26 protein-coding genes are annotated in these 24,195 nt (G+C 57.5%); 15 read left to right on the forward strand and 11 right to left on the reverse strand.

The features are described from left to right. Positions 1 to 20 precede the first annotated feature (20 nt). Entirely contained in the window at positions 21 to 1,199 is a 1,179-nt protein-coding gene (locus JXR15_RS15435; protein WP_422054097.1) for a zinc-ribbon domain-containing protein, read from the reverse strand. A 144-nt stretch (positions 1,200 to 1,343) separates the two neighbouring features. On the opposite strand from JXR15_RS15435, the gene JXR15_RS15440 reads away from it, so the two are divergent. Genes JXR15_RS15440 through JXR15_RS15455 form a run of 4 tightly spaced genes read left to right on the forward strand, consistent with a single transcriptional unit; the run spans position 1,344 to position 4,252 of the window. Next, complete coding sequence (locus tag JXR15_RS15440; RefSeq protein ID WP_422054098.1) at positions 1,344 to 2,021, forward strand: cell division ATP-binding protein FtsE; 678 nt, start codon at positions 1,344 to 1,346, stop codon at positions 2,019 to 2,021. Beyond that, positions 2,018 to 2,920, forward strand: coding sequence for a cell division protein FtsX (locus tag JXR15_RS15445; RefSeq protein WP_422054099.1), 903 nt, complete (start codon positions 2,018 to 2,020; stop codon positions 2,918 to 2,920). Before JXR15_RS15440 ends, JXR15_RS15445 begins: the two co-directional genes overlap by 4 nt. Further along, complete coding sequence (locus JXR15_RS15450; RefSeq protein ID WP_422054100.1) at positions 2,920 to 3,663, forward strand: lysophospholipid acyltransferase family protein; 744 nt, start codon at positions 2,920 to 2,922, stop codon at positions 3,661 to 3,663. The genes JXR15_RS15445 and JXR15_RS15450 overlap by 1 nt, the downstream gene beginning before the upstream one ends. Next, complete coding sequence (locus tag JXR15_RS15455) at positions 3,647 to 4,252, forward strand: pyridoxamine 5'-phosphate oxidase family protein (protein WP_422054101.1); 606 nt, start codon at positions 3,647 to 3,649, stop codon at positions 4,250 to 4,252. Before JXR15_RS15450 ends, JXR15_RS15455 begins: the two co-directional genes overlap by 17 nt. 1 nt (position 4,253) lies before the next feature. Here the strand turns inward: JXR15_RS15455 and JXR15_RS15460 are convergent, their stop codons facing one another. The 8 genes from JXR15_RS15460 to sucC form a co-directional block, all read right to left on the reverse strand. Further along, entirely contained in the window at positions 4,254 to 4,781 is a 528-nt protein-coding gene (locus JXR15_RS15460) for a hypothetical protein (protein ID WP_422054102.1), read from the reverse strand. 64 nt (positions 4,782 to 4,845) lie between these two features. Continuing rightward, positions 4,846 to 6,240 carry a dihydrolipoyl dehydrogenase gene (lpdA, locus tag JXR15_RS15465; protein WP_422054103.1) on the reverse strand — a complete coding sequence of 465 codons (1,395 nt, stop codon included), beginning with the start codon at positions 6,238 to 6,240 and terminating at the stop codon, positions 4,846 to 4,848. Positions 6,241 to 6,325: 85 nt separating this feature from the next. Then, complete coding sequence (locus JXR15_RS15470) at positions 6,326 to 6,595, reverse strand: hypothetical protein (protein WP_422054104.1); 270 nt, start codon at positions 6,593 to 6,595, stop codon at positions 6,326 to 6,328. A gap of 367 nt (positions 6,596 to 6,962) precedes the next feature. Continuing rightward, positions 6,963 to 7,397 carry a hypothetical protein gene (locus tag JXR15_RS15475; RefSeq protein ID WP_422054105.1) on the reverse strand — a complete coding sequence of 145 codons (435 nt, stop codon included), beginning with the start codon at positions 7,395 to 7,397 and terminating at the stop codon, positions 6,963 to 6,965. Between the two features lie 22 nt (positions 7,398 to 7,419). Beyond that, positions 7,420 to 8,916 carry a 2-oxoglutarate dehydrogenase complex dihydrolipoyllysine-residue succinyltransferase gene (odhB, locus tag JXR15_RS15480; RefSeq protein WP_422054106.1) on the reverse strand — a complete coding sequence of 499 codons (1,497 nt, stop codon included), beginning with the start codon at positions 8,914 to 8,916 and terminating at the stop codon, positions 7,420 to 7,422. A gap of 3 nt (positions 8,917 to 8,919) precedes the next feature. After that, positions 8,920 to 11,880, reverse strand: coding sequence for a 2-oxoglutarate dehydrogenase E1 component (locus tag JXR15_RS15485; protein ID WP_422054107.1), 2,961 nt, complete (start codon positions 11,878 to 11,880; stop codon positions 8,920 to 8,922). Between the two features lie 249 nt (positions 11,881 to 12,129). Then, positions 12,130 to 13,011, reverse strand: coding sequence for a succinate--CoA ligase subunit alpha (gene sucD / locus JXR15_RS15490; protein ID WP_422054108.1), 882 nt, complete (start codon positions 13,009 to 13,011; stop codon positions 12,130 to 12,132). Between the two features lie 5 nt (positions 13,012 to 13,016). Continuing rightward, positions 13,017 to 14,210, reverse strand: coding sequence for an ADP-forming succinate--CoA ligase subunit beta (sucC, locus tag JXR15_RS15495; RefSeq protein ID WP_422054109.1), 1,194 nt, complete (start codon positions 14,208 to 14,210; stop codon positions 13,017 to 13,019). Between the two features lie 885 nt (positions 14,211 to 15,095). Between sucC and JXR15_RS15500 the strand changes: the two genes are divergently transcribed. Then, positions 15,096 to 16,094 (forward strand): glycosyltransferase family 2 protein, encoded by a 999-nt coding sequence (locus tag JXR15_RS15500; RefSeq protein ID WP_422054110.1) that lies wholly within the window; start codon positions 15,096 to 15,098, stop codon positions 16,092 to 16,094. Positions 16,095 to 16,147: 53 nt separating this feature from the next. On the opposite strand, the gene mdh is transcribed toward JXR15_RS15500, so the two are convergent. Then, a complete protein-coding gene (gene mdh / locus JXR15_RS15505; protein WP_422054111.1) occupies positions 16,148 to 17,110 on the reverse strand; it encodes a malate dehydrogenase in 963 nt (320 codons plus the stop codon). A gap of 222 nt (positions 17,111 to 17,332) precedes the next feature. On the opposite strand from mdh, the gene JXR15_RS15510 reads away from it, so the two are divergent. Then, positions 17,333 to 17,536 (forward strand): SHOCT domain-containing protein, encoded by a 204-nt coding sequence (locus tag JXR15_RS15510; RefSeq protein WP_422054112.1) that lies wholly within the window; start codon positions 17,333 to 17,335, stop codon positions 17,534 to 17,536. Between the two features lie 75 nt (positions 17,537 to 17,611). Then, positions 17,612 to 18,352: a sulfite exporter TauE/SafE family protein gene (locus JXR15_RS15515; protein ID WP_422054113.1), complete on the forward strand. Its 741-nt coding sequence runs from the start codon at positions 17,612 to 17,614 to the stop codon at positions 18,350 to 18,352. A gap of 12 nt (positions 18,353 to 18,364) precedes the next feature. Here the strand turns inward: JXR15_RS15515 and JXR15_RS15520 are convergent, their stop codons facing one another. Further along, positions 18,365 to 18,682: a hypothetical protein gene (locus JXR15_RS15520; RefSeq protein WP_283427043.1), complete on the reverse strand. Its 318-nt coding sequence runs from the start codon at positions 18,680 to 18,682 to the stop codon at positions 18,365 to 18,367. A 314-nt stretch (positions 18,683 to 18,996) separates the two neighbouring features. On the opposite strand from JXR15_RS15520, the gene JXR15_RS15525 reads away from it, so the two are divergent. The 8 genes from JXR15_RS15525 to sdhD all read left to right on the forward strand — a co-directional run bounded on the left by JXR15_RS15525 (position 18,997) and on the right by sdhD (position 24,185). Next, positions 18,997 to 19,851, forward strand: a complete 855-nt coding sequence (locus JXR15_RS15525; protein ID WP_422054114.1) for an HpcH/HpaI aldolase/citrate lyase family protein — start codon at positions 18,997 to 18,999, stop codon at positions 19,849 to 19,851. Positions 19,852 to 19,890: 39 nt separating this feature from the next. Further along, entirely contained in the window at positions 19,891 to 20,442 is a 552-nt protein-coding gene (locus JXR15_RS15530) for an NnrU family protein (protein ID WP_422054115.1), read from the forward strand. A 4-nt stretch (positions 20,443 to 20,446) separates the two neighbouring features. Then, positions 20,447 to 20,650, forward strand: a complete 204-nt coding sequence (locus JXR15_RS15535; protein WP_132858657.1) for a DUF1737 domain-containing protein — start codon at positions 20,447 to 20,449, stop codon at positions 20,648 to 20,650. After that, positions 20,650 to 21,681, forward strand: a complete 1,032-nt coding sequence (locus JXR15_RS15540) for a MaoC family dehydratase (protein ID WP_422054116.1) — start codon at positions 20,650 to 20,652, stop codon at positions 21,679 to 21,681. The genes JXR15_RS15535 and JXR15_RS15540 overlap by 1 nt, the downstream gene beginning before the upstream one ends. Positions 21,682 to 21,689: 8 nt before the next feature. Continuing rightward, positions 21,690 to 22,442 (forward strand): DUF4344 domain-containing metallopeptidase, encoded by a 753-nt coding sequence (locus JXR15_RS15545; protein ID WP_422054117.1) that lies wholly within the window; start codon positions 21,690 to 21,692, stop codon positions 22,440 to 22,442. 52 nt (positions 22,443 to 22,494) lie between these two features. Then, on the forward strand, positions 22,495 to 23,160 hold the full coding sequence (locus tag JXR15_RS15550; protein ID WP_422054118.1) for a DUF1194 domain-containing protein: 666 nt from the start codon (positions 22,495 to 22,497) through the stop codon (positions 23,158 to 23,160). 258 nt (positions 23,161 to 23,418) lie between these two features. After that, positions 23,419 to 23,802: a succinate dehydrogenase, cytochrome b556 subunit gene (gene sdhC, locus JXR15_RS15555; RefSeq protein ID WP_422054119.1), complete on the forward strand. Its 384-nt coding sequence runs from the start codon at positions 23,419 to 23,421 to the stop codon at positions 23,800 to 23,802. 11 nt (positions 23,803 to 23,813) lie between these two features. Continuing rightward, the gene (gene sdhD / locus JXR15_RS15560) at positions 23,814 to 24,185 is read left to right on the forward strand and encodes a succinate dehydrogenase, hydrophobic membrane anchor protein (RefSeq protein ID WP_299418779.1); all 372 of its coding nucleotides are present in this window, start codon (positions 23,814 to 23,816) and stop codon (positions 24,183 to 24,185) included. The last annotated feature ends 10 nt before the right edge of the window (positions 24,186 to 24,195 follow it).

Genomic DNA, 24,195 nt, shown 5'->3' on the forward strand with positions numbered 1-24,195 from the left:
GCGCTGCGAAGGGCCGTCGATTAAGACTGTCCCGTCAGCGCGTTGAGTTTTAAGAACAAACCGGTGACTTGATCGTCCAACCAAATACGTGCGCCGTTTGCGGAGCTCATAAAGCTTTCGATGTAAGGCGCGGCCTGTGGGTAGCTCTCACTGAGACTGGCGTGGGAGCTGTATACAAACACCGCCGCTCCAGCAACCACGAGTACCAGGGCAAAACCCAACCGAAAACCGCGGGCTCGGCTGGCCTTGTTTGTCGACTTCTGACCCAAATCCGGATTGCGCGGCGAGTCACCGGTGGTGCGCAGAGTGGAGTTGATTTCCTCAATGTCGGGCAGCAAGTCGCGTCGGGTGTCTTTGCTGCTGCGCACGGTTGAGGCCACGGCCGCAGCAGTGGCGTCGTCTTCACCACGCAATCGGCGCAGACGTGAGGCCGCTTCATCGCTTCGGCGTTCTGTTTCGACAGGGCGGTCATCGCCTTGATCCAAGCCAAGATCGCCTTGAGTTTCTAAGCTTTGCGGTTGCTCAGCAGCGCGCGCTTGGGTTTCGTACTCGACCTCTTCGCGCAGGATGTCTTTGACCGAGTCGTCCAGACCACGGGGCTTGGGGGCCGGAGCGGGCGCTTCGTCCAACGTTTCCGTGGCGGTTTCTGGTTCCTGCTCCGGTTCAAACTCAGGTTCAGACGCCGCATCAGGCTCCGGTTTGATGTCGGAGTCCGCGTTCTCTTCGGCAGTGTCAGCCTCAGGGGCTGGCTCGGATGTATCGTCTGCGACCTCGCCCGCGTCATCTACGGGCTCAGGTGTTTCTGCAGCTTCGTCGGCGTCGGACCCCGTCCAGTTTTCGTCTGTTTCTAAATCCCAGTCGTCACCGCCCAGATCCAGATCGTCGGCGTTTTCCTCTTCTTCCGGGGGCGCGAAGAAATCCTGATCTTCATCAGGAGCCGCCTCAATGGAGAGTTCAGGAGGCTCGACCTCTTCAAAATCTGTTTCGTCAGGTGCGGGGGGCGTTTGTTCGGTCTCTTCTGGTGTCTCAGCAACGACATCAGCGACGGCCTCTTCTACAGGGACTTCCGCCTGCATGTCAGCATGGACCTGAAACCACGTGTTGCCACAGTTGGAACACTGCACATCCCGTCCGCCTGTTGGGATGATATCGTCCGGCACCTCATATTGGGCGCCGCAATTTGGGCAAGTTAGCCGCATACTCGTCCCCTGCTGTCGAAGTTCTTGCTTTTGTTACGGAACCATATTCTGAAACATCGCTTGGCGAAAGTGCAAAGGCTGCGTGGAACAGATTGCAACCAAGGCGATGCTCGTGCACAACAATCGAGACAAATGAGGTCTCAGGTGATCGAACTAGACAATATTGCGTATAGCTATGGCGGCGGTGAGCTGCTGAGCGAGGTGTCTTTGAAGTTGGCACCCGGGTCTTTCCATTTTTTGACCGGTCCATCGGGCTCTGGAAAGACCACGTTTTTGAAACTGTGTTATGGCGCGTTGAGCCCCACAGCTGGGCAGGTGCAATTGTTTGGCAAAGATGTGCGGGACATGGATCGGGAAGATCACGCGATGACCCGCCGTCAGATCGGCGTGGTGCATCAGGATTGCCAGTTTCTGGACCATCTCTCAGTACGCGAGAATGTGGCGTTGCCGCTCACGGTGTCTGATCGTGACTCGCTTGAGCAGCACTCCAACCTGAAAGAGCTGCTGACTTGGGTGGGCCTTGGGCACCGGGCCAGCGCTTTGCCGCCGGAGCTGTCAGGCGGGGAGCGCCAGCGCGCCGCGCTGGCACGGGCGGTGATCATGTCGCCGGATGTGGTTTTGGCAGATGAGCCTACCGGCAACGTGGATTGGGAAATGTCTCAGCGGTTGCTGCAGCTTCTGGTGGAGCTCAACAAGATGGGCAAAACCATCCTGATTGCGACCCATGATTTGAACCTGATCCGCTCTGCCAAACATCATGTGCAGGCGCGGGTGCTGCGGATTTCCGGACGTAAGTTGCAACTGGCAGGGGCGGATCTATGAGCAAAGGTCTGCAGTTGTCTAAGTTGATTGTGGGGGACGCGCAGGCGGACCGTGTGGTGCCGCCAACGGGATTTACCGCGCGGCTGACGCTGTTCGCGTCAGGTGCGATGGCATTTTTGACGGTGTTTGCCTTGGCCTTGTCCCTGGCCTCGGGCCGATTGGCGACACGCTGGGGCGATGAGTTGGCGCAGAGTTCAACGTTGCGGATATCCGCGCCGGAAGAGCAGATGGCGGCGCAGACCGCTGCGGCCTTGACCGTGCTGGAGAGCACTCCGGGCATTGCTTCGGCGCGGGCTTTGAGCGTTGAGGAACAGCGCAGCCTGTTGGCGCCGTGGTTTGGGCCGGACCTGCCACTGGACAGCCTGCCGGTGCCGCAACTCATTGAGATTGTTGAGAGCGCCGAGGGCTATGACGGTGCAGGGCTGCGTCTGCGGTTGCAAGCTGAAGTGCCGGGCGCCGTGCTGGATGACCACACACGCTGGCGCAGACCACTTGAACGCGCGGCTGGGAGGCTGCGTCTGCTTGGGTGGGTGTCGATTGGTCTGATTGGCGCGGCAACGGCGGCAATGATTACCTTGGCGGCCAATGCAGCGCTGGCGGCCAATGCGCAGGTGATCTCGGTACTGCGTTTGATTGGCGCACGGGACAGCTACATAGCGCGGGCCTTTGTGCGGCGCTTCACTTTGCGGGCCTTGTTGGGCGCGGCGGTGGGGACAGCACTTGGAGCGATTTCTGTGTTCCTATTGCCAGCAACACAAGAAAGCGGTGGGTTTTTGACTGGTCTGGGTTTTCAAGGGCTTGGCTGGGCATTGCTGGGGTTGATCCCAGTCCTTGCCGCCGTGGTGGCTTATGTGGCGACCGGCGCGGCAGCACGACGTACACTAGGGGAGTTGACCTGATGCGCTTGGCGTTTCAATGGGTGATGTCGATCATCTATGTGGTTCAGAATGCGGTTGTGATGCTGGCGATGGGGATTGTGTTTTTCCCTTGGGCGCTGCTGTCCTCCAAAGGGGCCATGGCGGCGTGTAACACCTATGCCAGTTGGGCGATCTGGTCGGCGCGCTGGCTGGTGGGCATTCGCTCTGAGGTGCGTGGCGAGGTGCCGAGTGGCGCGGTGTTGGTGCCAGCGAAGCATCAGTCTTTCCTCGACATTATGATGATCTTCAAAGCGGTGCCGCAGCCGCGATTCATCATGAAGTATGAGTTGCTGTTCACGCCCATTATCGGTGTGTACGCATGGCGCTTGGGCTGTGTACCGGTGCGCCGTGGCAAGCGTGGTGCGGCGATCAAGGCGATGCTGGCGGATGTGGAAAGCGGTCGGGTGCCTCCAGGGCAGTTGGTGATCTATCCGCAGGGAACACGGGTGCCAGTGGGTGAGCACGTCCCGTATAAGGTTGGCCCTTACGTGCTCTATAAAGAGACTGGTCAAACGGCGGTGCCGGTGGCGACCAATGCCGGGATGTTCTGGCCCAAGGGCACCATGCTGCGCACGCCGGGTTTGGCTGTGGTTGAGTTTCTGGAGCCAATTGAGCAGGGCGCGGATCAGAAAGAGTTTATGGCGCGGTTGGAAGAGGTGATTGAGACCAAGTCCAACGCGTTGATGGTGGAAGCAGGGTTTGATCCCGATGCAGTACGTCAGTGATCTTGCAGAGTTAGAGGCACTTTACGGCAAACCGGCCTCTGCGTCGGTCAACAAAGTAGCGCAGAAGATGACGCCGCTCTATCGCAAGTGGATCATGGCGTCGCGGTTCTGTGTCGTGTCGACAGTGGGGCCTGAAGGCACTGATGGTAGCCCACGCGGGGACGATGGTCCCGTTGTGCGTGAGTTGGATGACCACACGCTGGCAATGCCGGACTGGCGCGGCAACAACCGGATTGATACGCTGCGCAACATCGTAGCGGATGGGCGCATATCGCTGATGTTCATGGTACCGGGCTCCAACAATGTGGTGCGGGTGAATGGGCTTGCCAAAGTGACCACAGACGCCGCGCTGTGCGAGAGTTTTGAGGTCCAAGGCAAACATCCGCGCGCGGTGATTGTGATCAAGATCGGCGAGATCTACACGCAATGCGCGCGGGCGGTTATGCGGGCCGGGCTGTGGTCCGGAGAGGATCAGTGTGATGGCTTGCCCACTGTTGGGCAGATTTTGGCGGAGCAGACCGATGGCGCTGAAGGTGGCGTGCCATACGATGACGGCTGGGCGGCGCGGGCGGCGAGGACGATGTGGTGAATCACAGAGCTTCACCTTTTGGTGCGACGATAAACAAAGTGCTACCGGCGCTTTCTAGCCAATCTGGATAGGCGAAAAAGAAGACTCCCCAGCGGCTTGGATGCGCAGGAGGACCCTTCGCCCACCCCTTGTGCACAGATCCCATCTGAGCATTTGGATCGTGCGAAAGTTCCGGGAACCGTCGTTTTACGATCGCTTCTAATAGGCGCAGTAACTCGCGTGCCTGGATTTCGCTGAGCGCGTAAGGGGCGAGGGTTTCTTGCCCACATTTACGCGGTTCGAATTTGAGAAAAGTGGCTGTTTTGGGATGCACCCACAGGGGGGAGCCATCCGTGTCTTTTACTGTTTCAAAACCCCAAGCTGCTGGCGACTCGTTTAGTTGCCCGTAGTGATTTGGAATGCAGATGTCTTCAAAGAACTCGGCAATCTGCACAGCCCTCGAATTGGGTGTCAGCGCTACTGCCGAAGTTAAGAGTCCAGCCACGAACCCGCCCAAGACGATGCCCAAAAGCTTCTCACGATCCACCAATGTGGCGCCCTCCATAACTTAAGGGCGCCCCAAGAGGCGCCCTTTTTTGTTCTTTGTAAACAGCTTAGCTGTGGATTGCGCCGTCGCCGCAGGCCAGTGCGGCTTCGCGAACCGCTTCGGAGTAGGTTGGGTGCGCGTGGCAGGTCAGGGCGATGTCCTGAGCTGAGGCGCCAAACTCCATGGCCACGCAGAGCTCATGGATCATGTCGCCCGCTGCCGGGCCGATGATGGCGGCGCCGAGGACGCGGTCAGTTTCCTTGTCGACGATGATTTTCACAAAGCCTTCGCCCTGATGCACCGCTTTGGCGCGGGCGTTGCCCATGAACATGAACTTACCAACCTTGATCTTGCGGCCTTCTGCTTTCAGCGCAGCCTCAGTGGCGCCGACGGTGGCAACCTCTGGGGTGGTGTAGACCACACCCGGGATTACGCCGTAGTTCACGTGGCCGTGCTTGCCAGCCAGAACCTCGGCAACGGCCATGCCTTCGTCTTCGGCTTTGTGGGCCAGCATTGGGCCTTCGATCACGTCGCCGATGGCATAGATGCCCGGCACGTTGGTGGCCCATTTGCCGTCCACGGCGATCTGGCCGCGTTCGGTCATTTTTACGCCAAGAGCATCCAGACCCAGGCCTTCGGCGAAGGGCTTACGGCCGGTGGCAACCAGCACCACATCCGCGTCCACAACCTCTTCGTCGCCGCCTTTCTTAGGCTGATAGCGCACTTTGGCTTTGGTTTTGGTGGCGTCCACGCCCTGCACAGCCGCGCCCATGATGAACTTAAGGCCTTGTTTTTCAAGGATACGCTTGAAAGTACGTTGCACATCCGCGTCCATGCCAGGGCAGACGGCGTCCATGTATTCTACCACGGTCACCTCAGCGCCGAGACGGGCATAGACAGACCCGAGTTCCAGACCAATCACGCCCGCGCCGATCACAGTCATTTTCTTAGGAACTTTTGGCAGGTCAAGCGCGCCGGTGCTGTCGACCACGATGCCTTTGTCGTTGTCGACTTCAACACCTGGCAGGGAGGACGGCACGGAGCCCGACGCGATCACGATGTTCTTGGCTTCGTGCACATCGTCGCCCACTTTGACCTGACCGGCAGCTGGAATTGAGGCCCAACCTTTGAGCCAGTCGATCTTGTTCTTCTTCATCAGGAACTCGATGCCGCCGGTGTTTTGTCCAACAACATCAGTCTTGTACGCCTTCATCTGCGTCCAATCAACAGACGGGCTTTTGCCCTTCAGGCCCATGTCGGCAAAGTTGTGCTCTGCCTCATGCAGCATGTGGGTCGCGTGCAGCAGCGCCTTGGACGGGATACAGCCCACGTTCAGGCAGGTGCCGCCCAGCGTTTCGCGGCCTTCCACGATGGCGGTTTTCAGGCCGAGCTGTGCGCAGCGGATTGCAGAGACGTAGCCGCCAGGGCCTGCGCCGATGATGATGACGTCATATTGAGCCATAGGTGTGTTTCCTTGGTCTATTGCAGGGGCGTTGTGCCCCGTGTTGTAGAAAAATCTCACTACAAGAGATTGATATGGTTGGTCTTTATTCGGGTTTCAACAGTTTAACGGTGACGTTGGTGATGCCGTCGCGCTCCATATGCATGGCCAGTTCCTCGCTCTCAAAAAAGGCGCGGGCCTGGTCTTTGTCAATGATGGCAAAGAGGGCAATAGCGTGGTTTTTGCGGTCGGGATCGGACCAGACGTTGAGGTCGACAATCCCGGCGGCTTTGCGGTTGGCGGCGTCCTGTCGGAAGACGGTGAGCCAGGCGTCGAAATCGGCAACATCAGCTTGCCAGAGCACATGGGTGGGCATGGTCTATCCTCCTATGTCCTGCATCTCGGGCGGCGCGGGGCCAGCGGCGGGCAGGGGAAATGCGCGTCTCTCCAATAGGGGCAGTTTGGGCGATTTTTGCACGTCTGCATAGCGTCGGTATTGCGTCTGTATCGCGGAGGTGGGGATTTGCGGAGTTGGGGAAGCGCCCTTCGCCTGTGCCACATGTGGCACGGGCAGCGCCCGACCCTCCCCACGGGAGGGCGCTTCTCGCCCACCCTGGGTCAGGCGCTGCCCTCTGTGAGGAAGACCGGCCATTAGATCAGAGATCCTGTTATGACGACGTGACACTGGGGCATGTCCTCTCCAAGCCTCAATGTCGGTGAGGCAAACACTTTGACATTTTTTTTCATCGGTCGCTTTTGGGACCGACGAGACGGACTCCAAGGACGAACAAAAAAAATGGGAGGGCAAACGAAATAATTGTTTTCAGTTCCGAAGCCCTAGCCACAATGGTATCGAATAGGAATTTCTTGCCATCTGGCACACCAAAACCCCATGCGGCTACTGGTCCTGACACGTTGAACAAAATCAAAGCCAAGGCGGCGAAGCCAAATACACCGGGTTGATGAAGTGGATCCTTGGATTGCTTTTCCACCAAAACGAACCCCGCCACCAGTGGCGTAAGCCAAAAAAACAACGCAAAAAACTGCACAAAGCTGCCTTGAATTTCAGTCTGGTGAGCGGTTGTCGCGATCAAAAGTGGCAAAACCGACAATCCGACAACAATCCAGCCGACACTTGTGGTCGGGGCAGGTGGATTGGTTGCTGGATCGCCGGTCATAGCTTTTATTCTAGTGTCCTAGTTACAGATCCATCAGCAGGCGGCGTGGGTCTTCCAGCGCTTCTTTCACGCGCACGAGGAAGGTCACAGCGCCTTTGCCGTCCACGATGCGGTGATCGTAGGACAGGGCCAGATACATCATCGGACGGATCACAACCTGACCGTTGATCGCCATTGGGCGGTCCTGAATTTTGTGCATGCCGAGGATACCGGACTGCGGTGGGTTCAGGATCGGCGAGGACATCAGGGAGCCGTAGACACCGCCGTTGGACAGCGTGAAGGTGCCGCCCTGCATTTCCGCCATGGAAAGCTTGCCGTCACGGGCACGTTTGCCTTTTTCGGAGATGGCTTTTTCGATCTCGGCAAAGGACATGCTGTCAGCGTCGCGGATCACAGGCACAACCAGACCGGTTGGCGTGCCAGCGGCCACACCCATGTGCACGAAGTTTTTGTACACGATGTCGGTGCCGTCGATCTCTGCGTTCACCTCTGGCACTTCTTTCAACGCGTGGCAGCAAGCTTTGGTGAAGAAAGACATGAAGCCCAGACGCACGCCGTGCTTTTTCTCAAAGGCATCTTTGTACTCTTTGCGCAGATCCATCACCGCGCCCATGTCGACCTCGTTGTAGGTGGTCAGCATGGCGGCGGTGTTCTGGCTTTCTTTCAGACGCTTGGCGATGGTCTGACGCAGACGGGTCATTTTCACGCGCTCTTCGCGAGAGGCATCGTCAGCGGATACCGGTGCGCGTGGGGCTGCGGCCGGGGCTGGTGCCGGTGCGGCTGCGGGGGCCAGGGCGGCTTTCATCACGTCTTCTTTCATGATGCGGCCATCGCGGCCTGTGCCGGTGACAGAGGCTGCGTCGATGCCTTTTTCCGCCATCAGTTTGTTGGCGGAGGGGGCGTTTTCCACATCAGCGGAACCGGCGGGTGCGGCAGCGGCAGTCGGGGCAGCAGCAGGCGCGGCGGCTGCGGAGGCAGAAGCGCCACCAATCACGGCCAGCTTTGCGGACGCGTCTACGGTTGCGCCTTCGGCTGCGATGATCTCAGTCAGAACACCAGCGGCTGGGGCAGGCACTTCGACGGAAACTTTATCTGTTTCCAGCTCACAGAGCATTTCGTCCTGCGCAACGGTGTCACCCACAGCTTTGAACCATGTGGAGACGGTGGCTTCGGTTACGGATTCACCCAGGGTTGGGACCATCACGTCAACCGCGTCGCCACCACCGGATGCAGGGGCTGCGGCGGCAGGCGCTGCGGCAGCGACTGGAGCCGGTGCGGCACCTTCGCCAGCGGTGATCATGGCCAGCAGGGCGTCAACACCCACGGTGTCGCCTTCGGCGGCCACGATCTCCCCCAGAACACCGGCAGCCGGGGCTGGCACTTCAACGGTCACTTTGTCGGTTTCCAGCTCGCAGAGCATTTCGTCCACGGCAACCGCATCACCCGGCTTTTTGAACCAGGTGGCAACGGTGGCTTCGGTGACGGATTCGCCAAGGGTAGGGACTCGAACTTCGGTCATGGATCAATTTCCTTCCATGGAGAGCGCGGCATCCACCAGCGCTGCTTGTTGGGCTTTGTGTTGGCTTGCCAGTCCGGTGGCAGGGGAGGCGGAGGCCGGGCGGCCTGCGTATACCGGACGGGAGTGTTTTGCTTTGATGCGTGTGAGCGCCCATTCGATGTTGGGCTCGATGAACGACCAGGCACCTTGGTTTTTAGGCTCTTCCTGACACCAGACCATTTCCGCATCTTTGAAGCGCTCAAGCTCCTTGATCAGCGAGTGGGCCGGGAACGGATAATACTGTTCGATCCGCATCAGGTAGACATCGTCGATGCCACGGGCGTCGCGTTCTTCGAGCAGGTCGTAGTAGACCTTGCCCGAGCACATGACGACGCGTTTGACGTCTTTGTCTTTGGCCAGCGTGGTGTCGGAGTTGCCTTTTTGGGCGTCATCCCACAGCACGCGGTGGAACGAAGAGCCATCGGTGAAGTCTTCTGCTTCAGAAATGGCCAGCTTGTGGCGCAGCAGGGACTTTGGCGTCATCAGGATCAGCGGCTTGCGGAAGGTGCGGTGCAGCTGACGGCGCAGGATGTGGAAGTAGTTGGCCGGGGTGGTACAGTTGGCCACAATCCAGTTGTCGCCCCCACACATCTGCAGGAAGCGTTCCAGGCGGGCAGAGGAGTGCTCTGGACCCTGGCCTTCAAAGCCGTGCGGCAGCAGAACGGTCAGACCGGACATTCGCAACCATTTGCTTTCGCCGGAGCTGATGAACTGGTCAAACATGATCTGCGCGCCATTGGCGAAGTCGCCAAATTGGGCTTCCCAGAGGGTCAGCGCGTTTGGTTCTGCCAGCGAGTAGCCGTATTCAAAACCCAGCACCGCGTATTCGGACAGAGCGGAGTCGATGACTTCGTACTGGCTTTGACCGGCGCGGATGTTGTTGAGCGGGTAATAACGCTCTTCGGTGTCCTGGTTGATGATGCCGGAGTGACGCTGGGAGAAGGTGCCACGGGTGGCATCCTGACCAGACAGGCGTACTGGGTAGCCCTCGGTCATTAGGGAGCCAAAGGCCATGGCTTCGGCTGTGGCCCAGTCGAAGCCTTTGCCGGAGGAGAACATCTTGCCACGGGTGTCTAGCAGGCGCCCCACGGTTTTGTGAACCGGGAAGCCTTCTGGCACGGCGGACAGAGACTTGCCGATTTCCGCCATGGTTTCTGGTTTGATCGAAGTTTGGCCGCGTTCATAGTCTTCGCCGCGTTTGTCCAGGTGGGACCAACGGCCGTCGAGCCAATCCGCCTTGTTGGGTTTGTACTCTTTGCCGGTCTCAAACTCTTCGTTCAGATGGGCCTGGAACGAGGCTTTCATGTCCTCAATCTCACCCTCAGGAATAAGGCCGTCTTTCACCAAACGCTCGGTGTAGAGTGTCAGTGTGGTTTTGTGCTTTTTGATGCGCTTGTACATCATTGGGTTGGTGAACATGGGCTCGTCGCCCTCGTTGTGACCAAACCGGCGGTAGCAGAACATGTCGATGACGACATCTTTTTGGAACTTCTGACGGAACTCTGTCGCCACTTTCGCCGCGTGCACAACCGCCTCTGGGTCGTCGCCGTTCACGTGGAAGATTGGGGCTTCCACAACCAACGCGTTGTCGGTTGGGTATGGAGAGGAGCGGGAGAAGTGCGGTGCGGTGGTGAAACCAATCTGGTTGTTCACCACGATGTGCATTGTGCCGCCTGTTTTGTGGCCTTTCAGGCCGGACAGGGCAAAGCACTCAGCCACAACACCTTGGCCGGCAAAAGCTGCGTCGCCGTGCAGCAGGATCGGCATCACGGAGGTGCGTGCATCGTCGTTGCGTTGGTCTTGCTTGGCGCGCACTTTACCCAAGACTACCGGGTTCACCGCCTCAAGGTGGGAGGGGTTGGCGGTCAGGGAGAGGTGCACAGCGTTGCCGTTGAACTCACGATCCGAGCTGGCGCCGAGGTGGTATTTCACATCACCAGAGCCGTCGACGTCTTCGGGCTTAAAGCTGCCGCCCTGGAATTCGTTGAAGATCGCGCGGTAGGGCTTGGCCATCACATTGGCCAATACGGACAGGCGGCCACGGTGTGGCATGCCGATGACAATCTCCTCGACACCCAAGCTGCCGCCGCGTTTGATCACCTGCTCCATGGCCGGGATCAGGCTTTCACCGCCATCCAGACCAAAGCGCTTGGTGCCCATGTATTTCACGTGCAGGAACTTCTCAAAGCCTTCAGCTTCGACCAACTTGTTCAGGATCGCTTTGCGGCCCTCACGGGTGAAGGTGATTTCTTTGTCGTACCCTTCGATGCGCTCCTTCAGCCAGCTCGCTTCTTCGGGGTTGGAGATGTGCATGTATTGCAGCGCAAAAGTGCCGCAGTAGGTGCGCTTCACGATGTCCATGATCTGGCGCATCGTGGCGATGTCGAGGCCCAGCACTTTGTCGATGAAAATCGGGCGATCCATATCGGCGTCAGAGAAGCCGTAAGATTTTGGATCAAGCTCCGGATGTGGGGTTTGATCGCGCATACCCAGTGGGTCGATGTCGGCAATCAGGTGGCCGCGAATACGGTAGGCGCGGATGATCATCAGGGCGCGGATGCTGTCCAGAACCGCGCGTTTGATGGCTTCGTCAGAGACCTCAACGCCTTTCTCGGCGGCTTTCTCTTTGATCTTTTTGCCAGCGGCCTTAGCTTCAACCTGCTCGGGCCATTCGCCGGTCAGGGAAGACGTCAGGTCATCATTTGGCTGTGGGGGCCAGTCGTTACGCGCCCAAGATGGGCCGGAGGCCTCTGCCTTTACGTCCAATTCCGCGTCACCAAGTTGGCGGAAGAACTCCTGCCAGACTTCGTCAACCGCAGCGGGGTCGGCGGCGTAGCGGGCATACATCTGCTCGAGGTATTCCGCATTGTGCCCCTGCATAAAGGAGGAGGCGTGGAAGATGTCGTTTGGCGACTGTTCGGTCATGATGGCACCTCGTGAAGGATGGGACCGGATTTATGTTGGCCCCACATAGGGCTGGCTTGGGGTAGATGAACGCGGGAGTGTTTCAAAAGACTTAGCGCAGGTTGCGCAGAAACATAATTTTTCGCGTTCACCTTTGAGTTATGAGCCCGGAAAATTTACCGGCAGCACCGTTCCCTCCCCGTGGGAGTACGCGAAACGTTCTCCCTGGGTCAGGCGCTGCCTAAAATTGATATGCCGGGCGGCAGTCATTTAGCCGATCGCTTTGAGCACAGCTTCGCCGAGGCCGGCTGGGCTGTCAGCGACGACGATGCCAGCTTCCTGCATCGCGGCGATCTTGTCTTCGGCACCACCTTTGCCACCGGCAACAATCGCACCGGCGTGGCCCATGCGGCGGCCGGGAGGCGCTGTGCGGCCAGCGATGAAGCCAGCGGTTGGCTTCCAGCGGCCTTTTTTGCGCTCGTTGGCGAGGAACTCTGCGGCTTCTTCTTCCGCGGAACCACCGATTTCACCGATCATGATGATGGACTGGGTCTCATCATCCGACAGGAACATGTCCAGCACGTCGATGTGCTCTGTGCCTTTGATCGGGTCGCCGCCGATGCCCACAGCGGTGGACTGGCCCAGACCGATGTCGGCGGTCTGTTTCACCGCTTCATAAGTCAGGGTGCCGGAGCGGGACACAACGCCCACGGAGCCACGCTTGTGGATGTGACCTGGCATGATGCCGATTTTGCAGGCGTCAGGCGTGATCACACCTGGGCAGTTAGGACCGATCAGGCGGGAGGCAGAGCCTTCCAGCGCGCGCTGTACCTTCATCATGTCCAGCACAGGAATGCCTTCGGTGATACAGATGATCAGTTCCATTTCCGCATCGATGGCCTCGAGGATTGAGTCCGCTGCGAAGGGAGGAGGCACATAGATCACAGAAGCGTTGGCTTCGGTCTTGGCTTTGGCGTCATGCACAGAGTCAAAGACCGGCAGGCCGAGGTGGTCCATGCCACCTTTGCCCGGGGTCACGCCGCCGACCATTTTGGTGCCATATGCGATGGCTTGTTCAGAGTGGAAGGTGCCCTGAGAGCCGGTGAAGCCCTGACAGATTACCTTTGTGTTTTCGTCTACGAGAATTGCCATGGGTGTTATCCTTTCACCGCTTTGACGATTTTTTCAGCGCCGTCAGACAGGTTGTCCGCCGCGATCACATCAAGACCGGAGGTGTTGATGATCTCTTTGCCGGCTTCCACGTTGGTGCCCTCAAGGCGCACAACCAGTGGCACCTGCAGGCCAACTTCTTTCACCGCGGCCACAACACCCTCTGCGATCACGTCACAGCGCATGATGCCGCCGAAGATGTTCACGAGGATGCCTTTGACGTTAGGATCAGAGGTGATGATTTTGAACGCTTCGGTCACTTTCTCTTTGGTTGCGCCGCCGCCTACGTCGAGGAAGTTGGCAGGTTCTGCACCGTAGAGTTTGATGATGTCCATGGTGGCCATCGCGAGGCCAGCGCCGTTCACCATGCAGCCGATTTCACCGTCCAGAGCGATGTAGTTGAGGTCGTATTTGGACGCCTCAAGCTCTTTTGGGTCTTCTTCGGTGTCATCGCGCAGTTCAACGATGTCCGCGTGGCGATAGAGGGCGTTGCCGTCAAAGCCAACTTTGGCGTCCAGCACTTTCAGGGAACCGCCTGGCATGACGATCAGCGGGTTGATCTCCAGCTGCTCCATGTCTTTTTCCATGAAGGCTTTGTAGAGAATGCCCATCAGCTTCACGCATTCTTTCACCTGTGCGCCTTTCAGGCCCAAGGAGAAAGCAACGCGACGGCCGTGGTAGGCTTGGTAGCCGGTGGCCGGATCGACGGAGAAGGACAGGATTTTCTCAGGGGTGGCTTCGGCCACTTCTTCGATGTCCATGCCGCCTTCGGTCGAGCACACGAAGGACACGCGGGAGGTCTGACGATCCACCAGCAGAGCCAGATACAGCTCACGCTCGATGTCGGAGCCGTCTTCGATGTAGATGCGGTTGACCTGTTTGCCCGCTGGGCCGGTCTGGTGGGTCACAAGGGTGCGACCCAGCATCTTTTTGGCTTCTTCGGCGGCTTCTTCGACCGATTTGGCGAGGCGGACACCGCCTTTTTCGCCGGCATCAGCTTCTTTGAAAGAACCTTTGCCGCGCCCACCTGCGTGGATCTGCGCCTTCACAACCCAAAGCGGGCCGTCAAGTTCGCCAGCGGCGGATTTTGCGTCTTCTGCTTTGAGAACGGCGCGGCCTTCGGACACCGGGGCGCCGTAGGAGCGAAGCAGGGCTTTCGCCTGATATTCGTGGATGTTCATGGAACTGTCCCATCTTGCTGCGATTGGAGCAGTTCTGGCACAGTCCTGTCGAGCCGATAAGCAAATTCGACAGGAATGGTGGATTTTTTCTTATTTGTGATCACAGTCTGAAATCGTGTGATCACAAATCCAGTGTACTCGGCGGAAAGTCGCACAAGTTAATTAAAATGTCTGTGAAATAAGGCGATGGGCGGGCGACTCGAACTGTGGCGCAGCGTTACCGCCAACGGTTCGGCGCCCGCACAATTTTGATGCGCTGGCTTTGTCGTGGTGGGTTGGGCGTCAAATGAGGCCAATTCACCCGCGCGGCAATGGTGAGACAGCCCCTCCCCCAAACAGTGCGGGGTGGAGCTGTCTCAAAATGGGCGGATGTGGTTCAAACAGGCCGCGTTGATGGTGGTGCAGTCCAAACCGGCGCACTGCTCGGGTTACGTTGGCGTGCACGATGTGACGCCACTCGGTGTACTCATCAGGGTTGTCCCTTGCGGGCACGCTGCGACGGGGTAGGATCCTGCGGTTGCTGGATACCCCTGCGTCGAGACCTGGCTGTTGGGGCCCGGGGAAACTGGCGGCTCACTTTGAGGACCGGCGCGCACACTTCGGTCTGACGTTGTTTGGTGATTTCCGCAGGCCGTGAGGGTTGCGAAAGATATCAGGACGACTGGCAGAATTAGGCGATGGAACATGGGGGCCTCAATCAGATTGTTAAAAAGAATTGGCGGCGGCAATGCGCGTACATGCAGAAAGTGTAGGCAGTTTGCGGGCCAACGCAACAGAAACGAAGCAATTGACAGTCAGGCGCCCATTGTTGTTTTACAGGCCAGGCTGTCTTAACCATTTTGGAGGCGGCAAACCGGCCAATTGGCCTTGATTTGGAGTAGTTGTTTGCGTTGGGATATTGTGACGACGGCCTTTGAGCCGACTGCGGTGACTTTAGGGTTTCTGGCGCACCACGTCGATTTAGGGGTAAACAAGATTTGGTTGCATCTGGATGCGCCGAACCCGGAGCTGGAAGATATTGCTGGGGATCATCCAAAAATTCAGATCATTAATTGTGATGCCGCTTATTGGGCTGCGAGTTCCAAAGGCAAGCGGCCGTGGGATTTCCGGGTCCGCCAAACCATCAATGCGGATGCGGCAATGGCGCAGAGTGATGCAGAGTGGATCGCCCATATCGATGCTGACGAATATGTCACCAACACCGATGCCCTGTTTGCCTTCCTGCACGAGCAGCCTGAGGACATTTTGTCGGTTGTGGTGCGTAACAGCGAAAGGGTGCATCAGCATGGGCAGGTACAGCCTCATATCTTTGCTGGGCTGTTCCGTGTGCCGTTCCCGCCTCGTATTCATCGGGCCTTGCCGGTGCTCTACGGCAAACATGCGTGTTATTTGCAAAAAGGGCTTGCGGGGTATTGGCACGGGAAAGCAATCACCCGCGTTTCCTCGGGTTTGCCTCTTGGATTACATCGCGCCAAATTGCCAGCGGGCATATCTGTTCATAAAGGGCAACGCGAGTTTTCAGAGCAAGTGATCTTGCATTTCGATGGGCTGACCAAGGCGCATTGGCTGGATAAAATGCGCAAAAAGGCGCCGGACGGTAAAGTTTTGAAACCGCACAATCCCGCGCGTATACGACAAGCGCAGGACGTTTGGGATAACCGGCAGAACGGCCCGTTTCTGGATGATCTCTATCGGCACGTAAAAGAGATCAGCGGATTTCAGGCGCTGGCGTTGCGCTTGCTGGGGCGGTTGATAGTCTCTGAGGTGGATGTGCCTGCAAAAATCAAAAAGATCTTCCCAGATGCATATGTGGACTTGTCACCTACGGCCGTGGATGCAGCGCTCAAAGACATTCAGGATGGGCGGGTGCCCACCGCGTTCTAAACACAAAAAAGGCGCCGCAGTGGGCGCCTTTTTCAATTCACTGCAAGCGTGGCTTAGGCCAGAGAGCTGTCGATGCCTTTGCAGGCGTCCACGAGGCCTTTGACGGCGTTCACGGAGGTGTCGAACATTTCCTGCTCATCTTTGTTGAGCTTGATGTTCACAATCTTCTCAACACCGCCGGCACCGATCACGGTTGGCACGCCAACATACATGTCTTTCACGCCCAGATCGCCGTCACAGTAAGCGGCACAAGGCAGAACGCGCTTCTGGTCTTTCAGGTAAGCTTCGGCCATTTCGATGGCGGAGGCCGCTGGAGCGTAGAAGGCGGAGCCGGTTTTCAGCAGGCCCACAATCTCTGCGCCACCATCACGGGTACGCTGAACCATTGCGTCCAGTTTTTCCTGCGTGGTCCAGCCCATGTCGATCAGGTCTGGCAGAGGAATACCGGCAACGGTGGAGTAACGCACGGAAGGCACCATGGTGTCGCCGTGGCCGCCCAGAACAAAGGCGGTTACGTCACGCATGGAGACGTTGAATTCTTCGGCGAGGAAGTGACGGAAACGCGCGCTGTCCAGAACGCCTGCCATGCCGCACACTTTGTGAGTTGGCAGGCCGGAGAATTGCTGCAGTGCCCAAACCATCGCGTCCAGCGGGTTGGTGATGCAAATAACAAAGGCGTCTGGCGCGTTGTCGCGGATGCCTTCGCCAACGGATTTCATCACTTTCAGGTTGATGCCCAGCAGGTCATCGCGGCTCATACCTGGCTTACGCGCCACACCTGCGGTCACGATGCAGACGTCTGCGCCGGCAATCGCGGAGTAGTCGGAGGTGCCGGACATGGCGGCGTCGATTTTCTCAACGGGGCCAGATTCTGCGATATCGAGCGCCTTGCCCTGAGGCAGGCCGTCAGCGATGTCAAACAGTACAACGTCACCAAGTTCTTTGATTGCAGCGAGGTGGGCGAGCGTGCCGCCGATGTTACCTGCGCCGATGAGGGCGATCTTTGGTCGTGCCATGGGATCAGTCTCCGGTCCGGTTGATTATCGGGGGGTGGCTTAAGTCGTATTTGGCGTTGACGCAAGTGTTTGAAGCCGGAGCCCCGTCAGTCGGCGGAGAAGTGAACATGGATAAGGTGTGAAATTTCTTGCGCAATTTGTAGGGTTTGGTGCGCTTGATTTGCGGCAAATCCTGTGAGTAGATGGCGGGCATAAATCACAGGCTTCTTTGAGGACCAAAAAATGAAAACAACCATGAAAACCCTGATGGCACTGACGTTGGTGGCCATGACAGTGTCCGCGTGCGGCGGTGGCAATGCGACAACAAACGTACAAGCCGTGAGCGTTGGCGACCAACTTGCTTCTTTGGAGAAGGCCTATGCAGAAGGGCTGGTGACAGACAAAGAATACAAAGATCAGCGCAAGAAGATTCTTGACGGGAAGTGATCGCACTTACGCTGCTTCGCAGCATGAGTGGCTGGAAATTTCAGCAGGCGCAGCAACGGCTGCGCCTGTTTTTCGATGACTGATTCTCTCACATTCTGGATGCTGGCGCCGATTGCGGTGTTGTTTGCTGGTGTGTCCAAAGCGGGTTTTGGCTCTGGTGCGGCTTTTGCCAGCGCGGCGGTGCTGGCGCTCATCCTGCCGCCGACGCAGGCGTTGGGGCTGATGTTACCCTTGTTGATGTTGGTTGATTTGGCGACGTTGCGGCCGTTTTGGGGAAAGTGGTACTGGCCCGAGGCGCGGGTGCTGATTCTGGGCGGATTGCCAGGTGTTGCGGGCGGTGTTGCACTGTTTCGCGTGGCCAATGATGACGTGCTTCGACTGTTGATTGGCGCTGTGTCTCTTGGCTTTGTGATTTGGCAACTGTGGCCGCGGGCGCAAGCACGGAAAAAGATGCCTGTACGGGCCGGATTGCTCGCGGGGGCCGTGGCCGGGTTTACCAGCTTTGTCAGCCACGCAGGCGGTCCACCAGCGGCCGTGTATTTGTTGTCGCGGGGAATGAACAAAACCGCGTTTCAGGCCACCACGGTTTTGGTGTTCTGGGCGATCAATATCGCAAAATTTGTACCCTATGCGTTTCTCGGGGTGTTTACCGCCGAGACCCTGCGCGCGGGTGCTCTATTGGCACCATTCGCTCTGCTAGGGGCCTGGGTGGGTGTGAAGTTGCATCACGCCGTTTCGGAGCGGGTCTTTTTTGCGTTGACCTATACGCTCCTGTCGATCACCGGCGTGACGCTGATTTGCAACGCGCTTTTCTAAGGGCGTGTGACATCAGGCGTCGTCACCTTTGGCCGGCAGAGCTTCGGCAAGCTTTTCATACGATTGGCCGGTCGCCATCAGACATGTAGAGCCATTTGGCATGGTGACGGTGATGGTCCAGCTGCCGGAATCTTCGGAAGCAAAAATCTCCACCATGGAGCCCTGTGTGCCAAGACCAAGCGCCTGACGGGATTCCCCGTACTTCTGCGCCAGACGTTCCACAACCAGGTCGCGGGTGGCGCAATGTTGCATGTTCTGTGCCTGGGCGATTGAGGTGGCGCAGATCGAAAGGCCAAGACCGGCCGTCAGGGTCAAAAAAGTGCGTTTCATGTGGTATCCTCTCATTAAGAAGGCATGTGCGCGCCTTTCGCACGCCATGGATGTTAAAGCTCTCGCCTCTTCTTATGATCGCGGTCCTTTTGAACCGTCTTTGCGTTCCTCCCACAGGAAGCGATAGGGTTAATGTGCACAGGTTTTCGCCAAAAAAAGGTTAACGTAACGATCTAATTGTTTCGGCTTGAGCAACAGAGCCTCATAGGCCTTGAAAAGATTGGGTTCTTTTTTCTGCGATGCGGCAAAATTGCGCTTGAAGTTTTCTGAGAAAAATGCCCCTCTCTGCGCAACATAATTGCGGAGAGAGTGTCATGGATCAGCGCGCACGCCCATTTCGGTCGGTTTTGTACATCCCCGGTTCCAAAGACCGTGCTTTGGAAAAGGCACGCGGATTGCCGGTGGACGCGATCATTTTTGATCTGGAGGACGCTGTCGCGCCGGATGAGAAGGTTAACGCTCGCACAACTCTGACGGATGCGTTGACCCAAGGAGGGTACGGCAATCGGATGCGCATTGTGCGCATCAACGGGCTCGACACCCAGTGGGGCGAAGCTGACGCCAAAGCTGCGGCCGTGATGGATTGTGATGCGGTGCTTCTGCCGAAGGTGGAAAGCGCGGCCCAGGTTGACGCGCTGGCCGCCTTGATAGGCGACAAGCCGGTTTGGGCGATGATGGAAACACCACGCGGCATGCTAAATGCAGCAGAGATTGCGGCACATCCGCAACTGACTGGCTTTGTCATGGGCACCAATGACCTTGCCAAAGAGCTACAAACCCGTTTCCGTCCGGACCGATTGCCGATGATGGCGGGGCTGGGCCTCTGCCTGTTGGCTGCAAAGGCGGAGGGCATTGTGGTTGTTGATGGCGTTTATAATGCCTTCAAAGATGCGGATGGGCTAAAGGTGGAATGTGATCAGGGCCGCGACATGGGGTTTGATGGCAAAACGCTGATCCATCCGGCGCAGGTGGATGTGGCCAATGCGGCCTTTGCGCCAAGCGAAGGTGAGATTGATCTCGCGAAACGCCAGATTGTCGCGTTTGAGGAATGTGAAGCCAGCGGGCAGGGCGTGGCCGTGGTGGACGGGAAGATTGTCGAAAACCTGCATGTTGTCACTGCGCGTGAAATTTTGGCGAAGGCAGATGCAATCGCCGCGCTGGAAGGTTAACTCTTACCCCACAACCAAATAATCCAGCGAGGGAGCGAGATGACATTATTGGTTCTTGGGGTTCTACTTTGGGCCGGGGCCCATTTTTTTAAGCGGGCCATGCCGGATGTGCGCGAGTCGATGGGCGACAAAGGCAGAGGGCTCATGGCCGTTTTGCTCGTTGCGTCGATTGTGCTCATGGTGATCGGCTATAAGGCCGCGCCAGTGGAAGACGTTTTGTGGGTGGCGCCAAGTTTTGCCAAACACATCAACAATCTGGCGGTGTTGGTGGCGATCTTCCTGATGAGCCCGGCTCCGCGCAAAGGCAAACTGTTTAACGGGATGCGACACCCGATGTTGATCGGGTTTGCTTTATGGGCAGGGGCCCACCTGTGGGTCAACGGAGATATGCCGTCGCTGATCCTGTTTGGCGGCCTGTTGGTTTGGGCGCTTGCCGAGATTGTGGTGATCAACAAAGCCGAAGGGCCTTGGACGCCAACAGAGAGCGGCAGCATTGCCAAAGATGGCATGTTTTTTGTTGCCTCCATCATCCTTATGGGGGTGATCGGGTACATTCACGGGCTGGTCGGTCCTAACCCTTTTGGAGGCTAAAGACATGAAACTTTACCGTTTTCTATCTGAAGAAGACACATCGGCGTTTTGTCACAAGGTGACGGACGCGCTTAACAAGGGGTGGGAGCTGTATGGCTCCCCGACACAGACCTTTTGTCACAAGACCGGCGTGATGCGCTGCGGTCAATCTGTGGTGAAAGAAGTGGAGGGCACTTACACCCCGGAGACCAAACTGGGAGAACACTAATGGCCAAGACCAATCCGGGCCGGTTTTTTGAAGACTACACACTCGGTCAAGTGATCGAACACGCGGTGCCACGCACCGTGGGGGCAGGGGAGCGGGCGTTGTATCATGCGCTTTACCCCGCGCGTCACGCTTTGTATTCGAGTGACGAGTTTGCGCGCACCTCTGGTCTGCCACAATCGCCGCTGGATGATCTGGCGGCATTCCATGTGGTGTTTGGCAAAACGGTTCCGGATGTGTCGCTCAATGCGGTTGCAAACCTCGGCTATGCCGAGGGGCGCTGGCTGAAGCCTGTGTATGCTGGCGACACGTTGCGCAGCGCGTCCGAAGTGATTGGTCTGAAACAGAACTCCAATGGCAAAACCGGTGTGGTTTATGTGCGCACACGTGGCATGAACCAGCGGGACGAAGTTGTCATGGAATATGTGCGCTGGGTCATGGTGCGCAAACGTGACGTGGACGCGCCGGCACCTGAGACTGTGGTACCGGAGCTGTCCAAAGTGATTGATCCAGCTGATTTGGTGATCCCGGACGGGCTGAATTTCACCGGCTATGATTTTGCACAGGCGGGCGAAGCCCATCGCTGGGGGGATTATGAGGTTGGGGAGACCATTGATCACGTTGACGGTGTGACGCTGGAAGAAGCGGAACACATGATGGCGACACGTTTGTGGCAGAACACCGCCAAAGTACACTTTGACGCCACCTTCCGTCCGGACGGGCAGCGCTTGATCTATGGCGGGCACATCATTTCGCTGGCGCGGGCGCTAAGCTTCAACGGGTTGGCCAATGCGCAAATGATTGTTGGCCTGAATGGCGGAGCGCATGCCAACCCGGCGTTCTCTGGCCTGACTGTGAAAGCGTGGTCAGAAGTGCTGGACAAGGCTGAGACTTCGGCACCCGGTGTGGGCGCAATCCGTCTGCGTTTGGTGGCAACCAAAGGTGGGGAGCCGTTTGCGCTGAAAGGCGAAGATGGAAAATACCAGCCGGATGTGCTGCTTGATCTTGACTACTGGGCGCTGATGCCGATGTGATCGGTTTCATGTTGAGACCACTTTGCACCGCCGCCGCGCTTGCTTTGGCCTGTCCCGCACAGGCCGAGCTCTCCTTTGACACCACCAGCGATGACACCATTGCGTATGTCGAAAGCAACTTGCTTGGGATTTTTTATCATGAGCTGGGGCACGCGCTGATCGACATTCTTGGATTGCCAATTTTTGGGCAAGAAGAGGATGCCGCGGATGTGCTGTCGATCTTTTTGATCGATGCTTTCTATGAAGAAGAGAGCGCAGTGCAGTTGGCTTACGATGCGGCCTTTGGCTTCCTCGGGGAAGCTGAGGCCAATTCTGAGATCGCCTTCTGGGATGTGCATGGTCCGGATTTGCAGCGCTACTACAATACCGTGTGTTTGTTTTATGGGGCCAATCCGGAGGAGCGTGACGATGTTGCGCAAGACTTGGGATTACCAGAAGAACGGGCTGAATATTGTCCAGAGGAGTATGATCAAGCGGCGCAAAGTTGGGGTGGCGTGCTCGATGAGATTGTGCATGACGAAGGCGGGAAGACGCTTGCGCTGGGCGATTTCGAGTTAGACAGCGATGGTGGCTCTCTGACGGCGGAGGTTGTGCGGGCCGAGATCGAGGCGCTGAATCAAGAGTTCCGTCTGCCAGAAGATTTGTTGATTTCGGTGATCCCCTGTGGGGAGGCCAACGCTTATTATGATCCGCAACGTGTTGAGATTGTGATGTGCACCGAGTTTGCCGACGCGTTGGTGGAAATGGCGCCACAGATGTGAGCCACACAAGGACGTGACAGGATTTTTCCGCGACCTGCGGTAAGGTGGCTGTATGATTGTGCGTCTTTGTCTCTTTGTTTTCCTTTGTGGTCAGGTGCCTATGGCGCGCGCCTGTGATCTGGCGCTTCTGTTGGCGGTGGATGTGTCCGGCAGTGTGGATGCCACAGAGTACAACATTCAAATGCAGGGGCTTTCCGCTGGTCTGCGCGATGGCGTGGTTGTTGAGGCGTTGATCAAAGCTGAGGCGGCGGTGGCAGTGATGCAGTGGACCGGGGCGGATCGGCAGGTGATGTCAGTGCCGTGGATGCGCGTGCGCAATGGTGCGGAGGCTGAGGCCTTGGCGGCCGCGGTGGACACAGCGCAGCGCGGCTGGCGCAGATATTCCACAGCGATTGGCGATGCATTGACCCGGGCGGCCGTGGAATTTGAGGCCGGTCCCAAGTGTCACAGGATGGTGTTGGACGTGTCAGGCGACGGGCCTTCAAATGAGGGAAGCACCCCTGAAACTGGCAGAAAACGTCTTGGCCAGATGGGCGTGACGGTGAATGGCCTGGTCATCGAAACCGAAGATGATGATCTCACCGGATACTATTGGGAAAATGTGATCACAGGACCCGGGGCGTTTGTTGTGACCGCAAATGGGTTTGAGGAATATCCCAAAAGGATTCGGCAAAAGCTGATGCGGGAGGTCGCCCAACAGCTTTCGCAGCTTCGCTGAGACCCGTACATGTATCCCAGTTTGTGAGCGCAAACATACTTAGGGGGCATGCCGACAGAGGATTCACTGTGATTGCGGGAAATTTTTCCGACAAAAAGACTCTTTGGTGCATGTGTGATCACAATTAAAAAAGCGTGATCACAAATGCGGAAAAATCCGTGGCATTGCACCAAAAAACCATGACATTTTGGGTATTGAAACCGTGACAAGGTGCAAAAAAGAGGTAAAACGATTTCAGCTAACCTGAAAGGAGCCAATATGGCCGATGTCAATCGGGGCAACCGCCCGCTTTCGCCTCATTTGAGTATTTACCGTCCGCAGATGACCTCCGCGTCGTCAATCATGGTTCGCATCAGTGGTATCGGCGTGCTGGGTGTGGCCCTCTTTGTTGTGTGGTGGCTTCTGGCCGCAGCAACCTCTGAGAGTGCTTTCGCCGGCATCGATGGTTTCATGCGCAGCTGGTTTGGCGGACTTCTGCTTACTGCCGGGGCCTGGGGCCTGTGGTACCACACGCTTGGCCGTCTGCGTCACGTGATCTGGGATCTGGGCTATTGCTGGAACGTGAAAACGTCTGAACGCATGGGCTTGGGCATGTTTGTTGGTGCAACCGTGCTGACCGTCATCACTGTGATTGCGGTGTAAGGAGAGACAAGATGCGATATCTTACTGACCGCAAACGCGCCGTGGGCCTTGGCTCTGGCCGCAACGGCACAGCCGCCCATTGGCAGATGATGGTGCGTTCCGTGATTATGGGTGTTCTGGCACCTTTGTTCATCTTCACCGTAGGGTGCGGCATTGGCGGCTCTTATGAGGAGGTGATTGCCTACTTCAGCCGTCCGTTCCCAGCGATTGTGACCGGCCTTGGCCTGGTTGTGGGGCTGATCCACCTGATGAACGAAGCGCAGGAAGCGATTGAAGACTATGTGCATGGCACAGCAGGCAAACTGCTGCTGGTGGCAAATAAGGCGTTTTGCTTTGCGTTGATCGCGGCAAGCCTGTTTGCGCTTGTGAAGCTCGCCCTGTGACCCCCGCGTG

Source organism: Shimia sp. (assembly GCF_049116215.1).
GTDB lineage: Bacteria > Pseudomonadota > Alphaproteobacteria > Rhodobacterales > Rhodobacteraceae > Shimia.